This is a genomic window from Beijerinckia indica subsp. indica ATCC 9039, from assembly GCF_000019845.1.
In the GTDB taxonomy this organism is placed as follows: Bacteria; Pseudomonadota; Alphaproteobacteria; order Rhizobiales; family Beijerinckiaceae; genus Beijerinckia; species Beijerinckia indica.
Genome location: NC_010581.1, coordinates 2,115,084 through 2,133,826, shown reverse-complemented (window position 1 = coordinate 2,133,826; position 18,743 = coordinate 2,115,084). Strand labels below are relative to the sequence as shown.

The following is an 18,743-nucleotide window of genomic DNA, read 5'->3' as shown; positions in this document are numbered from 1 at the left end:
GGCAGGGTCGAAACAGGGACTTATACCAGATTACCGGGAGGTTTCCTGTTGAGATCCATCTATACGTTTCAAAGATCCAGCCTATCGGTTGGCCTTCAACGTGAAGCTCCGATGCGCTGGATCTTTCGTGATGAGGACGATTACAATCTGACGGGGTTGGGCGGCGAGAGCCGCAGCAAGGCTTCGCCGAAAGCCCGATGATCCTCGCCGAAGCGAAGCTGATACATGGCGAGATTTTCGACGACTCTCTGGACGTAATTGCGGGTTTCCGTGAAGGGAATGCGCTCGACCCAATCGATTGGATCTACTGCCGGATCGCGTGGATCGCCATAAGCATCGATCCATTGTTTGACCTTCTTGCCGCCGGCATTATAGGCGGCGAAGGTCAAGATCCAGGAGCCGCGTTGTTCCGCGAGGAGATCGCCGAGATGCGCGGCCGCGAGCTGCGCGTTGAAAGCGGCATCGGAAAGCAGGCGCGTCTCATTGAAGGGAATGCCGGCGCGCTCGGCAGTGCGGCGTGCTGTCGAGACGATCATCTGCATGACGCCACGCGCTCCAGCCGATGAAACGGCCTTGGTGTCGAAGGCGCTTTCCTGACGCGCGATCGCATAGACCAGCGAGCGGGCCGCCGAATTCGGCAAGGGCTCGAAACTCGGAATGCCATAGGTCGGGAAGGCCAGATTCTGCAAGGCGTAGCCGCGATAGCCTGCGAGCTTGCCAATCATCAAAGCGAGATGCGCGTCATGCTGGGTGTCGACGACATCAGCCAGGGCGGCCATCTGGCCGTCGCCTTCCAAATGCTGCGCGGCGGCGATGGACAGGGATTGCGCCAGATCCTTTTGATCCAGGGCTTGCAGCAGGGCGATGATGCGGATCGAGGGATCCTGTTCCGCCGGCAAAAGCGCATGGCGGGCGGGTGCCTCTGTCACGAGGGGCAGACCCAGCTTGGTGCGCGCGAGCTGACCGTAATAGGTCGCCGATTGCCGCGCGGCTTTTCCATAATATCCATTGGCGGTGACCGCCACCTCGGCCCTCATGTCGTCTTCGGCGGCGCGGCCTTGCCAATAGGCCGCGCGCGCGATGGAAATCGGCGTCTCGGCAAATTGCGCGGCTTGCGCGAAATGCGTCATGGCCTTTTCCGGATCATGCAGGAATCGCAAGGCGATCCAACCGGCGTGAAATTCGGCTTCGATACGCAGGTCGCGCGAGACAGCCGAATGTTCGGCGCAGATTTTATAGGCCGTGGCGGCATCATTCTGATCGAGCAGCTTGCGGGCGATCAGCCGACGTTCCACCCACCATTCATCGCCATTGACGAGACGAGCGGGATCATGCGGCGCGCCGAGCATGAGGGTCGCGGCCTCGGTAATTTTTTCGCTGCGCCGCAATTTTTGGATGCGAGCGAAAAGATAAGCCGGGTCATTTTGCAGGCTGGCGGGGACGGCCGCAAAGAGCTTGTCGTTGGCGATTCCCTCGAACGAAGCGATGCGCAGACGCACCAGGGGAACCATGTCCGGGCCGGCGAGCGAGGCAAGGCGCATGGCCTCGGCCCCTTGCTCTTTATAAAGAAAGCGTTCGGCGCGGTACTTATAATCGGCCTTTTCGAGCAAGGAACCGAATTCGCTTTTGAGCTTGGCTTCCATGGCGGTGCTGAAATCGCTTTCCCGCCAGACCTGGCGCACGAGCTTCGCCGCTACTTGCGGCTTGTCGTCCAGGATCATGAGACGTGCGAGAGCGATCTTGCCCGCCGGCGTCTTGGGGGTCGTCTCCTCGAGAAAAGCACGGCCTTCCGGCGAAACCTTGCGCTCGTTATAAAGGGCTTCTTCGGAACGCTTGCGCAGCCAGTCCTGCGCGGGCCATTGTGGATGCGCCTTGGCGAAGGCTTGCAGGCGGGTAAATCCGCTTGAGAAGCGTTGGAGAACGATCCATTCGATCGCGGTGCGGACTGTATCGTCCTTGACGAGTGTGCCAGTGGCTTTGTCCGCCGCGGCGAGATCACCCTTGCGATAAAGATCCAGAGCCTCGTTCAGACCGGTTGTGTCGAGGCCGAGTGTGTCCAGGGTGAGTTTGGTGGTCGCTTCTTGGGTCGGTTCGGGAAGGGCAGGGGCAAGACCAGTCTCAAGACCGGCATCCGGTTTTTCCGGACGTGTGGCTGTTTCCATGCGGCCGTCGAGGGGAATGGCGTCAGGCGTCTTGTCCTTGAGCCTTATTCCATCGAGGTTCATCTCGTGGAAACCGAGGGCCGCCATGGCGCCGATGGTCAGGGCGATTGCCCCTTTCGTCAGTGATTTGGAAGCCCGCTTGCTGGCCATTCTGTTCCCTTGTTGGCGCCTAGACCCGTTGCAAGCCTTCCGTGGTCGGCGCTTGCCTGTTGAATTCTCGAAAATTTGACCGTGTTTTCCTTAACAAACCGTCAAATTCATTCCGTTCTTCCTCGATCGCCTGGAAAGGGCATCGCTTTGCACTCTGATCCGTGAGGAAAGTCTTTTCGGAACGGACCTAAATGTTTATGTCTTGGCCTCCCGCCGCAGCGTCGACTTGCTCTTAACAGCACGGCGATTGCGGCAAGGGTGCGGCAATAAGGAAGATTGAAGAGCTTCTGGTCGGAGATTGGGCGTCCAGCCGAATCGCCCGAACGGCGAAGCACCGGATTTTAAGCAAGATCTGGTCAAGGTTCCTCATCAGGCGAAGACACACGTGAAGGCACAAGGGCCATGGGAATGAAGGCAGCTTTCAAGGGCTCGATCACGGCGCTCGTGACCCCGTTTCGTGCCGGTAAGGTGGACGAACAGGCCTTTCGCGCTTTCGTCGATTGGCAGATTTTGAGCGGCACGCATGGCCTTGTACCGGTCGGCACGACGGGTGAAAGCCCGACCCTGACGCATGAGGAGCATCGTCAGGTTGTTTCCGCCTGTATCAGCGAGGCAAAGGGCCGCGTGCCGGTCATCGCCGGAGCCGGTTCAAACAACACGGAAGAGGCTATCGAACTCGCGCGTTTCGCGGAAAAAGCGGGTGCGGATGGCTTGCTGATCGTGACGCCTTATTACAACAAGCCGTCTCAGGAAGGACTCTACCGGCATTTCAAGGCGGTGAATGATGCGGTGGGTATTCCGATCATCATCTATAATATTCCCCCGCGCTCCGTGGTCGACATGTCGATTGAGACGATGCAGCGTCTGTTCGAATTGAAGAATATCGCGGGCGTCAAGGATGCGACCGGCAATCTCGCGCGCACGGCTTTGCAGCGTCAGGCCCTGGGACCGGATTTCATCCAATTGTCAGGTGAAGACATGACGGCGCTGGCGGTCAATGCGCTGGGTGGTCATGGCTGCATTTCCGTGACGTCGAATGTCGCCCCGCGCCAATGTGCGGATATGCAACAGGCCAGCCTCGATGGCGATTTCGCCAAGGCTTTGCAAGTGCATGATGCCCTTTCGCATTTGCATGCGGCACTGTTTGTCGAACCCAATCCCGCCGGCCCCAAATATGCGCTGAGTCTGCTTGGCAAGATCGAGGACGAGATCAGGCTGCCCCTCGTCTCCGCCTCGGTCAATGCCCAGGCCGTGATCCGCGCTGCCATGGTGCATGCCGGTCTCATTACAGAATAAGTGTGCTTGAGTGGCCGCAAAGAAACCAAGCGCGTTCAAGATCGCCGCGGAAAACCGCAAGGCGCGCTATAATTATGAAATTGGCGAGACTTTCGAGGCGGGGCTCATGCTGACCGGCACCGAGGTCAAATCCTTGCGCACCGGCAAGGCGACCATTGCCGAGAGCTATGCCTCTGTGGATCGGGAGGGCGAGGTGTTTCTCGTCAACGCGACCATCCCCGAATATCTCGAGGCCAATCGCTTCAACCATGCGCCAAAACGGCCGCGCAAACTTCTGTTGCATGGGCGCGAGATCGCCAAGCTTTCGCAAGGGGTCGAGCGTCAAGGCATGACCATTGTGCCGCTGAAAATTTACTTCAATGATCGGGGCAGGGCGAAGATTGAAATCGCCTTGGCGCGCGGCAAACAATTGCACGACAAGCGCGAGACCGAAAAGAAACGCGATTGGAACAAGGAAAAGGGCCGGCTGCTGCGCGACAAACATTGAGATCGGCCTTCCTCATCTTCTTTGTCTTCCCTGTTTTCGGCATCATCTCTCATGTCTCACAATACATTCGGCCATCTCTTTCGCGTGACGACCTTTGGGGAAAGCCATGGACCGGCCATTGGCTGCGTGGTGGATGGTTGCCCTCCCTTGATCCCAATCGATGAAGCCGACATCCAGACCTTTCTCGATCTGCGCCGTCCCGGCACGTCGCGTTTCACGACACAGCGCCAGGAAGCCGATCGTGTGCGTATCCTCTCGGGTGTCTTCACGGACGAGGCGAGCGGCAAACAGGTTTCGACGGGCACACCGATCGCGCTCCTGATCGAAAATACGGATCAGCGCTCGAAGGATTATGACGCGATCAAAAATCTCTATCGACCAGGCCATGCCGATTTCGCCTATGACGCAAAATATGGCTTGCGTGATCATCGTGGCGGGGGCCGTTCCTCGGCGCGCGAAACCGCGACGCGGGTCGCAGCCGGTGCCATCGCCCGCAAGGTGGTCGCGGATGTGACGATCAGAGGGGCCCTCGTGCAGATGGGGCCGCATAAGATCAACCGCGACGCGTGGGATTGGGACGAGACGACGCGCAATCCCTTCTTCTGCCCGGATGCAAAGGCGGCGGCTTTTTTTGAAACTTATCTCGATGATATACGCAAGGCCGGGTCCTCGATTGGCGCGGTCATTGAGATCGTCGCGGAGAATGTGCCGGCCGGCTGGGGCGCTCCGCTTTATGGCAAGCTCGACGCTGATCTTGCTTCCGGCTTGATGTCGATCAATGCGGTGAAAGGTGTCGAAATCGGCGAGGGTTTTGACGCGGCCGCGCTGAGCGGTGAAGCCAATGCCGATGAAATGCGGATCGGTTCTCTCGGCGAGCCGGTCTTTCTCTCGAACCATGCGGGCGGCATTCTGGGGGGTATTTCGACGGGCCAGCCGCTCGTCATGCGCTTTGCTGTCAAACCGACCTCTTCGATCCTGCAACCGCGTCATACGATCGACCGTTCAGGCCATGAAAGCGAGATCGTCACTAAGGGGCGTCATGATCCGTGTGTCGGCATACGCGCCGTGCCGGTGGGCGAGGCCATGGTCGCTTGCGTGCTCGCCGATCATTTTCTGCGCCATCGCGGCCAGATCGGTGAAGGCGCTGTCTGGCCGGCGAACCGATCACGCTGAAATCTCCCCCGGCTTTTATTGCTGAGGTACGCTGCCGTCGATTTCGGTCGAATAGCTTGCAAGAGCATCGGCCGTATCCCGCATTGGTTGCTGACTTACGGAAACGAATCCGACGCCAGGCCGATCGATATCCTCGATCAGCAGGATGACAGCGGCAACCAGGAAAATCATGATATAAGCGGGTATTCTCCAGCGCTTTTCCGTGGCGCTGCTGGCATAACCCATAAAGCCGATGGCAACGGTGGCAATGCCATAGAGACCCAGGAAGACAATATTCGGTACGCGGTTGCGCAGGGCAGTCAGACGCTTTTCCTGAGCATCGAACATTTCATTCAACCCCTGAATATAAAGACCGGTCGGCACCATGGCATTATCCTTGGCTATGACCGGTTTGACCTGCGCCCATAGAGCCGCTTGGATGGCGTTGGAGCGGGCGATCGCGCCATCCAATTGCGCGGGGGGCGTGTATTTCTCCTGTGCGGTAATATCCAGACGAATTTGGACGTATTCGCGCAGGAGCTTCAAACTTTGCGTGGCGTGTGATTCCGGCAGCAGGCGCGCGCGCAAGGCGGCTGTTCCAATCGCATTGGCTTCCATCAAGACGGCTTCTCGACGCGCATCGAAACGCGTGAGGCTCATGGAAAAGGTGAAGCTGATCATGAGCGCCAGGAGGCCGAGCATCGAGGCTTCCAAGGTGGAGATTTGACCCTCCTCCTTACTGCGCAAACCAAAATGATGACCAAGTTCGCAGGCGATCAAGAGCACGATCAGGCTCGCTGCGAAAATGGAGCCGAGCGAATAGGCGGAGAAATCGATCACGATCGGAGTCCGAAAATGCGGAGCTAGACTTCTGCCGGAGGATTAGGCTTGCCCTTTAATATTGTGCAGGCGGCGTTCCCAATCGAGCGCCTGTTTGACCATTTCTTCGACATGATCATGTTTGGGTTGCCAACCCAAAAGATCGCGCACGTGCGTGGCGCCAGCAATCAGTGAGGCTGGATCACCCGCGCGGCGTCCGGCGATCCGCACTTCGAAATCGACGCCGCTCACTGCCTTGACCGTGCGGATGACGTCCAGCACCGAAAGACCGCGCCCATAACCGCAATTGCAGGTCAGGCTCTCGCCACCCTGGCGCAAATAATCGAGTGCCAGCAAATGCGCATCGACGAGATCGGTGACCTGAATATAATCGCGTACGCAGGAACCGTCCGGCGTCGGGTAATCCGTGCCATAGACATCCATCCCCTTGCGAAAACCGAGCGCGGCCTGCACCGCGATCTTGATGAGATGCGTGGCGACGGGTGAGGCTTGTCCGAGCCGGCCTTGCGGATCGGCGCCGGCCACATTGAAATAGCGCAGGATCGCATAGGTGAGGGCATGCGCCTTGGCGACATCCTCGAGCATCCATTCGACCATCAGCTTGGAACGGCCGTAGGGGTTGATGGGCGTAAGCGGGGCGTCCTCGAAAACAGGATTAGCCTTTGGCTCGCCATAGACAGCGGCGGTGGATGAAAAGATGAAATGTTTGACGCCGCTTTTCGCGGCACATTCAATCAGATTGCGCGCCTTGGCCGTATTGTTGAGATAATACCCTAGAGGATCGGTCACGGATTCTGGCACGACGATTTTCGCACCGAAATGGGCGATGGCATCAATGTGATGGTCGGCAAGAACCCGGTCGACCAAAGCTTGATCGCCGAAATCGCCAATGATCAGATCGACGCCTTGCGGCACCGCCCAGGAGAACCCGGTCGAAAGATTATCGAGAACGACGACTTTCTGCCCGGCATCGAGGAGGCCCAAAACCATATGGCCGCCGATGTAACCCGCACCGCCCGTGACCAGTACGCTCATCCTTGCCCTCGCCAGCCCGATTCTCCAAAAGCCGAATGCGGAAACGTTATGGCCTTCAATGGCTCTGGTCTATGGCTTTTGCCTATGAAATCAACAATTCGGCACTGTGGAGAGAGGGGATGAGACAAATTTCTATTATTGATTCAATTGAGCATGACTTGACGCGTTCAGAAAAGTAACCAGACGTTCGAAAGCGGTTTTGCCGTCCTCCTGGTCGAGATTGAACTGATATTCATGCGGCAAAGCTGGCTTGTGATCGGTGTCAAAAAACAGGCTGTCGACCGACACGCCTTGTCCTTTGGCGATTTGGGCTAGTTTTTGAGATTGCGGAGCCAGGCGATCGCCATTGCCGACGGAAAGGAAGATCGGGGGAAAGTTTGGTGTGACGTGGCGCACCACTGAAAATTGCGCCAGTCGCGGATCGGTCGCGGCATTGGCCGTTCCGAAATAGGCATTGAGGATTTTCGCAAAATGACCCTCGGGTGCCTGTTTCAAATCGAAACTGTCCGGATCATAGACGCCGCACATCAGGATCACACCGCGCAATTGGGCGGGCGCAATGGAAGGACTAATGCCGAGGTCTCGCGCATAAACCGGATCGGTGACGATATTGCCGAACTGGCCGGCAAGCTGGGCACCTGCTGAATCGCCCGCGAGGAAAAATCTGTTGGGATCGATATGCAGGCGCGCCGCATTTTTTTGAAGATAAGCAAGGGCCGCATCGATCTGTTGGAGCGGTGCCGGATAATGATGCTCTGGCGCGAGTGAATAATTGAGGCCGACAACGGTGAAGCCACGCGCGGCGAGAATCTGGAGATAAGGAGCGACATAATCCTTGTCGCCAGAGACCCAACCGCCCCCATGCAGCCAGACGATCGTCTGCAAAGCCTGGCCTGACTGAGCGAGTGAGGCGGGGTAAAAGACATCGAGGCGGGCATCGGCGTCGCCTTGGGTGTATGCCTCGTCGAGCACGGAGGCGACACCGTCGGGAATATGTTTGGCGAGGCCTTGTTCCATGCCAGCATTGCCATTGTTCATACCCTCGCGGATCGCGAACACCTCTTTTTTCGTGTCCTGCGGCTCGGCGGGTGCCTTATGACTGCTCGCCACAAGGCTCAGCGCGGTGACCGATACCAGCATGATTTTTTTCATGGGCCGTTCCTTTAAACGCGGGCGAGGCGGATGAGATTGGTGGCGCCTGGCGTTCCGAACGGGACACCGACAATGATCACGATCCGATCATTCTTCGTGGCGAAGCCTTCCTGCAGCGCGAAGCGGCTCGCGCGTTGGGTCATATCGTCGATATCATGGGCGTCCTCGGTCACAACGGCATGCACACCCCAGGCGAGCACGAGCCGGCGGGCGGTCTGCTGTTTCGGCGTCAAAGCGATGAGCGGAGCCGGAGAGCGTTCACGCGCGATGCGCAGCGCCGTCGACCCGGAGAAAGTCCAGGCGACGATAACCGTGGCGTCCAGGGTCTCGGTGATTTCCCGGGCGGCGATGGCGATCGCGTCGGCGGCCGTCTTCTCCGGCACAGCGTGCTGAGCACTGAGGATCGACGCATAAACGGCGTCTTTTTCAACTTCCTCCGCGATGCGGTTCATCGTCGTGACCGCCTCGACCGGATATTGCCCAGCAGCACTTTCCGCGGAGAGCATGACCGCATCAGCGCCATCGAAAACAGCGGTCGCGACGTCGGAGACTTCGGCGCGCGTTGGCACGGGCAGATTGATCATCGATTCGAGCATTTGCGTCGCGACGATCACGGGTTTGCCCAGGCGGCGCGCGGCGCGGGTGATGCGTTTTTGCAAGCCAGGCACTTTCTCGAGCGGCATTTCCACCCCGAGATCGCCACGCGCCACCATCAATCCATCGGACAGTTCGAGGATTTCATCGAGCCTCGTTATAGCTTGCGGCTTTTCGATCTTGGCGATCACCGAGGCTCGGTCGCCGGCGATCTTTTTGACCTCGGCGACATCATCGCCCCGTTGCACGAAGGACAAGGCGATCCAGTCGACCTCGGCATTGAGCGCCGCCGCGAGATCCGAGTGATCCTTTGAGGTCATGGCGGAAACGGCGATCTCGGTATCCGGAAGGCTCACACCCTTGCGGTTCGAGACACGGCCCGCGACATCGACAAGAGTAACGGCGTGGCTCGCATCGGCCTCGATAACATGCAGCCGAACCTTGCCGTCATCGATCAGGACAGTGTCGCCCGGTTTGAGGGCCTTGAGAATTTCCGGATGTGGGAGATGCACCCTTTGCGCATCACCAAGGCTCTCCTGCTGATCAAGGGTGAAGGTCGCTCCCTTGACGAGATCTGCGCCACCACTCGCAAATTCACCGAGCCGCAATTTGGGTCCCTGCAGATCGGCGAGAATGGCGATCGGGCGGCCGCTATCTGCCTCGATTTCGCGAATGACGCGAACGTACTCGCGCAAGTTGTCGTGAGACGTATGGCTCATATTGATACGGAAGACATCGGCGCCAGCTTTGAACAGAGCCTCGATCGTGGCCTTGTCTGAGGAAGCGGGGCCGAGTGTCGCGACGATCTTGCAACGGCGAAGGCGTTTCATCTTGGCGTTTCCTTTCGGGCTGCTTCAAGAGTGAGCCTGGCGTTTTTCTCAAGTGGATACGGTCGTTGCTCTCTTCCGCTGAAGACAAGTCCAGGCAAGTCGGTCCATGACAAACTGGAACGAAGGGCGGATCAACCGGACTTTTGGAAGAAGCGGATTGGTTGCAAAGAACGAACTTAAAATTCCATTTTGCGGTTTAATGATGTGACTGTTTAGACACATAAACTGTGAACTTGTTTTGAAGCGGCGCTTGCACCGATAAAACCGTTTTTCGGCCTTAAACACTCCGCTAATCTAGCGTTGTTATAGCCTGGGAGAGAAGGATGAAAGCTCCCGGTCAGCGCCGACACACCAATCTGTGATTTGCATCCGGATGATGGCCCCCCATATGGGACGGCATATCACGAGAGACGTGGCGGCTTTTCGGCTGGAGCTTTACGATCCGATTTCCATATTGATCGGTTGCGATCCGTTCACGGATAGGGCTCCCGAGGGCGACAAAGATATGGCGAATCGCTTATTTGGTCAAAACCCAGGTACCGCTCCTCCGTGCCGGCTACGGTTCCCTGCGCGAATGTCGACGCATGCGCTGAGCCTCGGCGTGGCTGGCCTGGCGTTTCTCTTGTTTCATGCTTCAGCCATGGCCTTTGATGGGGCGGGCGAAAGCGGTGCTGGCAGCAAGATACCGCTGCAGATTTTCAAGAATCCGCAAGCTGCTTTGCGCGCGGGCCTTGAAGGGTCACGGTCGGGCAGCGATCATTGGATCGAAGCACTGAAATATGCTGCGGCGGGTGGCGAATCGCTTGCGCAGTGGAAGCTCGGAAAAATGTATGCGAGCGGCGACGGTGTTCCTCACGACGACGTCAAAGCTTATGAATATTTCTCGCAGATTGTCGCCTCCTATGATGACGATAATCCCAACCGCCGCTTCATGCCGCTCGTTTCCAATGCCTTCGTCGCGCTCGGTATCTATTATCTGAACGGTATCGCTAATACCAAGATCAGTGCCGACCCCGCCCATGCGATGGCCATGTTCCATTATGCGGCGATCAATTTCGGCGATCCCAACGCCCAATATAATCTGGCGCGCATGTATCTCGATGGCGCGGGCACAGCCAAGGACAGCCGCCAAGCGGTCCGCTGGTTGTCTCTGGCCGCCGATAAAAATCATTATCAGGCGCAGGCTCTTCTCGGGCAGGTCCTCTTTACCGAGAAGGAAGGCATTCTACATCAGCGCGCCCGTGGCCTGATGTGGCTGACCCTTGCGCGGGAGGCGCCCCTGGATCAGCGCAAGGATAAGTGGATTATCGATCTTTATGATCAAGCCATGGCGTCGGCCAGTTCGGCGGAACGGCAGATTGCGCTTAGCTATCTGGAAAATCACTTGAAGAGACAAGATTAGAGCCGATTGAAGGATTCCAATCGGCTCTTGTATAAACGGCTGTCGCATCAAATCGAAAAGTGGATAACCACATTCGAAAGTATTGAGCCGTCGGAACAGGTCCGGGGCACTTTACCTATTCTTCTTCCTGCTGCCCTGCGGCCAGCCAGCTATAACCGCCCTGGTCCCAGATTTGGGCCAATCTCTGATCGGCGCCATATTGCGGATATTGAAGCTTGATCAGATTATATTCCTTCAAAAAGGCCTCGAGATCCTCTCCCTGCAGGAAGACGATCTGATTTTCCGTCTTGAAGTGCAGCGTATAAGCGGTCTTGTCGTCGCTTGTCCGCAATTCATATTCATCGCCGCCTTCGACGAAATTATTGAGTTCCTGACTATCCGTCATCGATCAAACTCCTCCCAGGGCATGACTCTAAACGGGAATTCAGTGTCACGCTCTAGATTTTTAATCCCTCGATCAGGGAAACTCACACCATCAGAATATGATCGATCGAGGAATAGGGGATGAGGAAGGTCCTCGTGCCATCGGTCCAAGAGATCGAGACCTCACCAATATCGATTTCTTGATCCTGAACGCTATGGCCAGAAATGATCTGCGTGGCGCCGGCGATCGTGGTGATCTTGGTATCGCGATGAGCGTTTTTTGCCTTGCTGACGAGCTTTTCCAGCAGGCCTTTCATTACTGCGTCTTTGTCACTCATGATCCGCCTCTAACATCCAATTTGCTTGATCGTTTTGCTGGGTGTCGATGGTCCGTGTCCAGCATCTGTTCCCAGCGGTTTTCCGCGTTGTCATAGCCGGATTTGCGCTCATTGCGAAGCACCGTCCTGTCCGGCAATGAAACAGTTCTCCGGGTTTGATGGGCTCAAAACCAGGGGGACTGCCTGTCTAAAGAGGGTGGGTTTCAAAGCCCCCTTCGCTTTGGCTCAGTCATCACCACCGTGAGGATTCAAACCACCCTTTCAAACATTCAAGAAAAGTGCCGCTCACGCCGGAATATTGGCTCTGAATTTAGGAGGATTTTGCTCCGCATCCGCGCCGCATTCAGGGGATCGACCTTCTTTGAAAAGAGCGGGAAAGGAGGGGCTGAAAGCCCCTCTGTCCGGGGTTAAAACCCAGCCCTCCAGCAGACTTTTCAGAGCCTCTGTCAGGAGGCCGGTTTGGCGGCCGGTGCGGCAGCGGGCTTGGGCGGTGGTGGCGGCGCGGGTTCCGGCTTCACATAGGGTATGAAGAGGAAGTCGCGTGTCTTCATGCCGGCAAGGCGTCCATCCGCGCGGATGGACGGATCCTTCGCGCGCGCCGCCGCAATGGAGCGCCAGTTCGTGTTGGGGGCCGGCCAGGCGGAACGGATCGCGTCGGTATCATTGTTTCGATAAAGCGCGAGGAAGGGATAGATCGGATTTTGGATCTGGCTCTTGGCGAGTTGCAGCAATTGTCCGGAAATTTGCGCCGGGATGCTCAGCATATCGCCAAGCCTTTCGCCGACATAAGCCTCTGTGAAAGAGGCCTGCTTGTCGAGCGGCACGCTGATGAGGGAAATCAGAATGTTCTGTTCCTCGATCGGAGTGTCCGGCGCGCCGGGGGCGGCCTGAAGCTCGGAGCTATACTCGAAGAAGGTCGGCATGATCGTCGTTTGATCGATGCAATCGGGCAGGCGCAGGAATTCCTTGCTGGTTTTGATGCCGATTTTTTCCGCCATTGCATTGCGAACCGCTTCGACGTCGGACAATTCGAACACGGCGAGAAACTGCTGCAGGGGGCGCACGTCGATCTGGTGCGGACCGAACATGAAATTATAGGCTTTGGTCACGCCCGGAATCGCCTTCACTTCATTGAAGAAGTCACAATACCAATCATGAAAGGCCGCCTCCTTCTTCGGAGCCGGGTCCGACAAGACGACAAATACCCCCTCTGCCATGGAGTTCTCCTCGATGTTGCGCGGCCGATCTGTGCCCCGGCGGTCTTGCTTGACCAAAACCGTGAGCGCAAAGCCGCCTAATAGTGCTTCTTAAGCAAAATCAATGCTGCTTTGCCTGTCAGTTGTCGGCAATGATGGGCGAAACAGGTCATTCTGGTCGCGTTTCGCCGATGAGGTGCAATCGATGCGCCACGAATCAGCCGCACCTTAAAGTTCCGCCAAACTCTGTTGTGACCATGGGAAGACAACCAGCTGATCTGCGCCGATGATCAGGCAACCTCTTCTGCGCATGGCACGTTGCTCCTTCGATGGGTTTGGAGGAGGTTTCGTGAATCGCCACGAACAACAGGCCAGAGGGTTGCCCCGGCGCATTCTTCTCGCAACGGATATGACGAGCCGTTGTGATCGGGCGACCGAACGCGCGCTGACGCTTTCACAGGACTGGAACGCCTCGATCATCGTCCTGCATGTGCTTGATCCCGACCTCGCCACGGCTTCCTCTTCGCCGGCCCTGCTGGCGAATTGGCACCAACGCTTGCAGGATCATGTGAAGACCTATTTTGTGACGGGGGCGGAGGATGTCCTGACCTTGGTCGAACAGGGCGAAGCCGCCGAGGTGATTACCCGGGTCGCGCGGACCCAGAAATGCGACCTGATCGTGACGGGCTTCACAAGCCTTGTGGGACTGGAACATTTCCTCGTCGATAATACAGCGGATCGCATTTTGCTGATGTCCGCCACGCCCTTATTGATTGGCAGGCTTCGCGCACGATCGAACTATCATAAAATTCTGATTGCGATCGATTTCTCTGAAGCCTCGCGGCATGCTCTGGATCTTGCTACGGCTTGGTTTCCTCAAGCGGCGCTGACGCTGTTTCATGCTTATGACACGCCGTTCTCCACTTTCGTTTCTCATGAAGACTGGCAAAAGGATTATCGGGAGGCGGCCATTCTTGATTATGCCGATTTCGTCGCCCGTTGCGGGGGCGAGGCAAGTTCCCTGCCCATTGTCTTCGAAGCGGGATCGCCTGCACCCGTGCTTGCCCATTATGTCACGAAAAACGAGGTTGATCTCGTCGTCGCCGCGCAAAGTCCGAGCGATCTTCTCAAGCGTCTCTTTGGCACGACGACTAGGACGTTCGAGGACGATATCCCATGCGATCTGCTGATCGTGCCGATGGGATAAACCAGAGTAAAGACGACCTGGAGCTTTCCTCCCTCTTAAACCGTGCTATCAAACAAACCGCTTGTGTCGTCCTGACACAATGATCCAAACCACTTTCCGGGAACGCCATGCCGCATGGAAACCCCTTGATTTCCACGATCGTCACGGCGTTCGTTCTGGCCTTTCTCCTGGGCGTTTTGGCCAATCGGTTTCGCCTGCCGCCGCTCGTTGGCTATCTCGTCGCCGGCATCATCGTTGGCCCGCATACGCCTGGCCTCGTCGCGGATCAGACGCTTGCGCAGGAACTCGCAGAAATCGGCATCATCCTCCTGATGTTCGGTGTCGGCCTGCATTTCTCGCTGAAGGATCTTGCTTCCGTTCGCGCTGTCGCCGTGCCAGGTGCGATCGCTCAGATCCTCTGCGCCACTTTACTGGGTGTCGGCTTGGGACAATGGATGGGCTGGCCGCTCGGCGGCAGTCTGATCTTTGGTCTCGCTCTTTCGGTCGCCTCGACGGTCGTGCTGCTCAAGGCGCTGCAGGATCGCCGCCTCCTCACGACCGAGCGCGGCAAGATCGCGGTCGGATGGCTCATCGTCGAGGATCTTATCAGTGTCCTCGCTTTGGTTCTCATCCCGGCGATTGCCGATATTCTGCATGGCAGCGATGGCGCGAAAGAGCCGCTGGCAGCCGGTTTCGATCAACTGCTCGGCATCGATCTGGGGATCGCGGGCCTGATCGTCGCAATAGTTCTTAAAATTTCTGTCTTTCTCGCGCTCATGCTGATCGCCGGCCGGCGTGTCATTCCCTGGTGCTTGCACTGGATTGCCCATACGGGTTCACGCGAATTGTTCCGCCTTGGCGTGCTGGCGATCGCACTCGGTGTCGCTTTTGGCGCAACCTCGCTGTTTGGTGTTTCCCTGTCTCTGAGCGCCTTTTTTGCCGGCATGGTTTTGGCCGAAAGCGAACTCAGTCACCGTGCCGCTCAGGAAAGCCTGCCTTTGCGGGACGCCTTTTCTGTTTTGTTTTTCGTGTCGGTCGGCATGCTGTTCGACCCATCGATCGTGCTCAAAGCCCCGCTGCCTCTGCTTGCTACGGTGTTTATTATCCTGATCGGCAAATCGATCGCGGCCTTCTTTATCGTTCGTATTCTCGGCGGGACGATCGGCGCTGCTTTGACCATCTCGGCGAGCCTCGCCCAGATTGGCGAATTTTCCTTCATTCTCGCTGAACTCGGTATTGCTCTCGATTTTCTCCCCGTCGAGGGGCGGGCCTTGATCCTCGCCGGATCGATCTTGTCGATCATTCTCAATTCAGCCGTCTTTTCCCTTGTCGATCTTCTAAAACCTCGCTTGGAAGCGAAAATCCAGCATCCCCTTCCACAAGACGCAACGCTACGCCTTGAAACCGCTGTCATGGCGGAATCGGATGTGTCTTCAATGCAGGAAAGAGAGGAGGTGAAGAGGGACAGCATGATTGCGGCCAACGAGGATCGCATTGAGGCCGCGCGGGAGGTTGGAGAGGAAACAGATTACAAGCCGACCCGTTTGAAGGAGCATACGATCCTGATCGGCTTCGGGCGGGTCGGCGCATTCATCGGTAAGACGCTTGAGACCGCGGGCGTTCCTTTCCTCGTTATTGAGGAGAATGATCAGATCATCGCTTTGCTTGAGGAACAGAATGTGGAGACCATAGCCGGTAATGCGGCGAGTGATAGCATTCTGGCGCTGGCCAACCCCGGAACGGCACACAATCTGTTGATTGCCATCCCCAATGCCTTTGAGGCAGGGCAGGTCACGGTTCAGGCGCGGCGGGCCAATCCCTCATTACGGATCATCGTCCGTGCTCATTCCGATGCGGAGGTCGATCATCTTGAAAAGCTGGGCGCTGATACGGTGATCATGGGCGAGCGGGAAATCGCGCGCGGTATGCTCCATTGCATGGGTTTGACCGGACCAGCGATCAGCGCGTGAGTGATCAGGCCGCGCAGTGCAGAGCGTAGGAATAGTTGTGGCGACTGCGGGCGCTATGCGGGTCCATAATAACGTGGCTAAGCGAACTAACGCTTAGAAAATAGGCAAGTACGGCACAGAACAATCATCGGAAAAAGCGTGATCCGGCGGCGGGCGTTTTGCCGCCGGATCGCGGAAAGATTTACGCCGCCGCGGCGAGACCTTCCTCGGTCAGCGTGAAGAATTGCTCGCTCTTGCCGAGCTTGACCCAACCCTTCTCGATCGCAAAGGCTTTGCCGGCATCGTAATCAGCAAGGGTCCAGCCGTCTTGCGAGAAGGGCAGGGTGAAATTGCCGACCAGCAAGGTGTCGCCCTTGCGGCTATTGTGACGTTGAAAAATCGTCAGCATATAACGCGCGCTGTCTTCGGCAGTGGCTGCCATCATCATTCTCCCGTGAAGTCCGAAATTCAAGATATTCCAACGGCTTTCCTACTGGCCGTTGGTCTTACCCATGTTCAGCCCAGAGCATCTTCAACTGAAGACGGCAGGCAATGGGAGTACGCAAGCAAGAATCGCGCAATTGGCCGGAACAAGCGTGTGGAGAAGGCTGAGGAAAGGATGGATGATCATTTATACAAATGATTTTAAATAACTTTATGTCCTTTTTCTCCCTTTGCCACGGCCTCTGGAGGCTTGGCCGTTTCGGCGGGGAATGGTAGGAACCCTTCATCATTCATAGATGTCGAGACTGGGGATTTTGATGAGGAAAGAGTTCATGCTCACGATTCTCCTCGGCGCTTTGCTGATCGCGACGGGAGCCGAGGCGAATAACCATGGCAACCAGAGGAGAAAACGACACGGGTTCGTTTCTGCGGAGTGCATGTCGTCAGCGGCCTGTCGTGGGCGACATCCGAGCGGCAATCATGTCCATCAGGTCACCCGTGGTCATGGACGCGGACACCATCATTCAGGGCATTGGTGAGTAAAGGTCCTCGATATGGACGGGTCATGACACTCCGCATTCATTCGGCGGCAGCGGCGGTGGGCAGAGGTGTATGCCAGGATTTCCTGATCGTTTCGCCCCTCGTTCCATGTTTGAACTCATGTAAATAGAGGCCTTCGAGCGGGTCGAGATCTCCTTCCCAGGGAGCAACTTCAAGGGCATGACGCGCATCGGAGATGCCTGCTTCCCAGCGTCTGCGGATGTTTTCTTGGCTGAAATCAATGTCCTTGGTATGGCCTTCCCCTTCGAGCAAGGGCGCGAGCAGGTGCACGACATGCATACGGGTCTGGCAGCCATAAGACGCCATCTCGCGCACTTCCGGGCTCTGGCGTTCCGGCTCGGGAATGCGCTTCGACAGTTCGGCAATGATATGCCTCAGGCGATGGATCTGGCGTTGTCGAATGATCTGTGTCATGGCGCGGCTTGAATATTGTATATCCTTTTGTCTATTGATCACGCGCCAAATGCTTTCCGGTTCTGGCCCGTCGGGATTCCAGACATCGACGGCGAAAATCAGCGCGCTGCGGCGCGGTCTCATGTCAAAAATGGCCTCGACAGGTGTGTTCGAAAGGAGACCGCCGTCCCAATAGAGGTCGCCATCGATCCGGACCGGCGGAAAGGCGGGCGGCAGCGCACCCGATGCCATGATGTGGTGCACGGTCAATGGCATATCCTTGCTGTCGAAATAGCGCATCTCGCATGTGCGCACTTTGGCGGCCCCGACGGTAAGGCGTGGCTTGCCCTCCGAAAGGTAGGAAAAATCCACCAATTCCTCGAGGGTCTCTTGAAGAGGTGCGATCGAATAATAGCCCGCGGCATCTGGTGCAAGCGGCACATACATGCCCATGAAGGCCATTGGATTCGGTGTGAAAAAACCATTAATTCCAGTGGTCACTGTATTCCAATTGGCGAGCCAAGGGCCGATCAAAGGCCATTGAGACATGGCTTCGACTTGGGGCGCATATTCCACCCGGCGCCAGAATGTTTGAAGTTTATCGAGACGATCCTGTGGCTGGTTGCCGGCTATGATTGAGGCATTGACTGCACCGATTGAGGTGCCGATGAGCCAATCAGGTTCGATCCCTGCGGCATGCAAGGCTTCATAAACGCCGACCTGGTAAGCGCCCAAAGCACCTCCGCCCTGGAAGACAAGGACGACCTGCCCGAGCTTGCTTTTGACGGCTTCGCATTTACTTGAGGCATGCGTGATAGGATCCGACATCGCTTTTCCCCATGCGCGACTTGATGCGTGACTTGGCGTCCGCGCGTCATTGGACCATCATGCTCTATCGTCACGATGCCGGTTCGCACGATATGGGATCAGCTTGCATCACCGGACATATCGGCTGGCCGCGAGCTCCATTCAGACGTGCCATAGGCGGCCTCGGTCACGTTCAAGAGAGCCGATGGGAATGTATTTGCCTTCACAACCTCTTTGAGCGTTGTCCGGTTCCCCATGAGCGATTTTCACGCCCGGCTCAAAAAGACAACAAAGAGCGGCTTCATCAGGAAAGCGAACGTCAAGGCACAGGTTGGCAGGTTGGAAGGCACCAAGATTGCGCCAGAGCCAATTCTTGGCAGCAACCCCTGCAGGCTAGCTACACAAT

Annotated in this window: 16 protein-coding genes; 6 read left to right on the top strand and 10 right to left on the bottom strand. The window is 57.0% G+C overall.

The window, feature by feature from the left end:
- Positions 1–140: 140 nt before the first annotated feature.
- Complete coding sequence (locus BIND_RS09465) at positions 141–2,312, bottom strand: lytic transglycosylase domain-containing protein (protein ID WP_012384852.1); 2,172 nt, start codon at positions 2,310–2,312, stop codon at positions 141–143.
- A 402-nt stretch (positions 2,313–2,714) separates the two neighbouring features.
- Here BIND_RS09465 and dapA point away from each other — a divergent pair, with 402 nt between their 5' ends.
- From dapA to aroC, 3 genes are read left to right on the top strand one after another with little or no spacing between them, the layout of a single operon-like run.
- A complete protein-coding gene (gene dapA, locus BIND_RS09460) occupies positions 2,715–3,608 on the top strand; it encodes a 4-hydroxy-tetrahydrodipicolinate synthase (protein ID WP_012384851.1) in 894 nt (297 codons plus the stop codon).
- A gap of 10 nt (positions 3,609–3,618) precedes the next feature.
- Positions 3,619–4,095 (top strand): SsrA-binding protein SmpB, encoded by a 477-nt coding sequence (gene smpB / locus BIND_RS09455; protein ID WP_012384850.1) that lies wholly within the window; start codon positions 3,619–3,621, stop codon positions 4,093–4,095.
- A 51-nt stretch (positions 4,096–4,146) separates the two neighbouring features.
- Positions 4,147–5,268 carry a chorismate synthase gene (aroC, locus tag BIND_RS09450; protein WP_012384849.1) on the top strand — a complete coding sequence of 374 codons (1,122 nt, stop codon included), beginning with the start codon at positions 4,147–4,149 and terminating at the stop codon, positions 5,266–5,268.
- A gap of 15 nt (positions 5,269–5,283) precedes the next feature.
- Here aroC and BIND_RS09445 read toward each other — a convergent pair whose 3' ends face one another.
- The 4 genes from BIND_RS09445 to pyk all read right to left on the bottom strand — a co-directional run bounded on the left by BIND_RS09445 (position 5,284) and on the right by pyk (position 9,698).
- Positions 5,284–6,087 carry a bestrophin-like domain gene (locus BIND_RS09445; RefSeq protein ID WP_012384848.1) on the bottom strand — a complete coding sequence of 268 codons (804 nt, stop codon included), beginning with the start codon at positions 6,085–6,087 and terminating at the stop codon, positions 5,284–5,286.
- A gap of 42 nt (positions 6,088–6,129) precedes the next feature.
- Complete coding sequence (gene galE / locus BIND_RS09440) at positions 6,130–7,122, bottom strand: UDP-glucose 4-epimerase GalE (protein ID WP_012384847.1); 993 nt, start codon at positions 7,120–7,122, stop codon at positions 6,130–6,132.
- A gap of 135 nt (positions 7,123–7,257) precedes the next feature.
- Positions 7,258–8,274, bottom strand: coding sequence for an alpha/beta hydrolase (locus tag BIND_RS09435; protein WP_012384846.1), 1,017 nt, complete (start codon positions 8,272–8,274; stop codon positions 7,258–7,260).
- 11 nt (positions 8,275–8,285) lie between these two features.
- Positions 8,286–9,698, bottom strand: coding sequence for a pyruvate kinase (gene pyk, locus BIND_RS09430; protein WP_012384845.1), 1,413 nt, complete (start codon positions 9,696–9,698; stop codon positions 8,286–8,288).
- A 574-nt stretch (positions 9,699–10,272) separates the two neighbouring features.
- Between pyk and BIND_RS09425 the strand changes: the two genes are divergently transcribed.
- Entirely contained in the window at positions 10,273–11,100 is an 828-nt protein-coding gene (locus BIND_RS09425; RefSeq protein WP_148210605.1) for a tetratricopeptide repeat protein, read from the top strand.
- Positions 11,101–11,215: 115 nt separating this feature from the next.
- Here BIND_RS09425 and BIND_RS09420 read toward each other — a convergent pair whose 3' ends face one another.
- The 3 genes from BIND_RS09420 to BIND_RS09410 form a co-directional block, all read right to left on the bottom strand.
- Positions 11,216–11,485 (bottom strand): hypothetical protein, encoded by a 270-nt coding sequence (locus BIND_RS09420; RefSeq protein ID WP_012384843.1) that lies wholly within the window; start codon positions 11,483–11,485, stop codon positions 11,216–11,218.
- An 82-nt stretch (positions 11,486–11,567) separates the two neighbouring features.
- Positions 11,568–11,801 carry a hypothetical protein gene (locus BIND_RS09415; protein WP_012384842.1) on the bottom strand — a complete coding sequence of 78 codons (234 nt, stop codon included), beginning with the start codon at positions 11,799–11,801 and terminating at the stop codon, positions 11,568–11,570.
- A 446-nt stretch (positions 11,802–12,247) separates the two neighbouring features.
- Positions 12,248–13,018, bottom strand: a complete 771-nt coding sequence (locus tag BIND_RS09410) for a hypothetical protein (protein WP_012384841.1) — start codon at positions 13,016–13,018, stop codon at positions 12,248–12,250.
- Positions 13,019–13,346: 328 nt separating this feature from the next.
- Here BIND_RS09410 and BIND_RS09405 point away from each other — a divergent pair, with 328 nt between their 5' ends.
- A complete protein-coding gene (locus BIND_RS09405) occupies positions 13,347–14,204 on the top strand; it encodes a universal stress protein (RefSeq protein WP_012384840.1) in 858 nt (285 codons plus the stop codon).
- Between the two features lie 107 nt (positions 14,205–14,311).
- A complete protein-coding gene (locus BIND_RS09400; protein ID WP_012384839.1) occupies positions 14,312–16,153 on the top strand; it encodes a cation:proton antiporter domain-containing protein in 1,842 nt (613 codons plus the stop codon).
- Positions 16,154–16,334: 181 nt separating this feature from the next.
- On the opposite strand, the gene BIND_RS09395 is transcribed toward BIND_RS09400, so the two are convergent.
- A complete protein-coding gene (locus BIND_RS09395; protein ID WP_012384838.1) occupies positions 16,335–16,574 on the bottom strand; it encodes a hypothetical protein in 240 nt (79 codons plus the stop codon).
- Positions 16,575–17,155: 581 nt separating this feature from the next.
- The gene (locus BIND_RS09390; protein WP_012384837.1) at positions 17,156–18,358 is read right to left on the bottom strand and encodes a DUF3734 domain-containing protein; all 1,203 of its coding nucleotides are present in this window, start codon (positions 18,356–18,358) and stop codon (positions 17,156–17,158) included.
- Positions 18,359–18,743 lie beyond the last annotated feature (385 nt).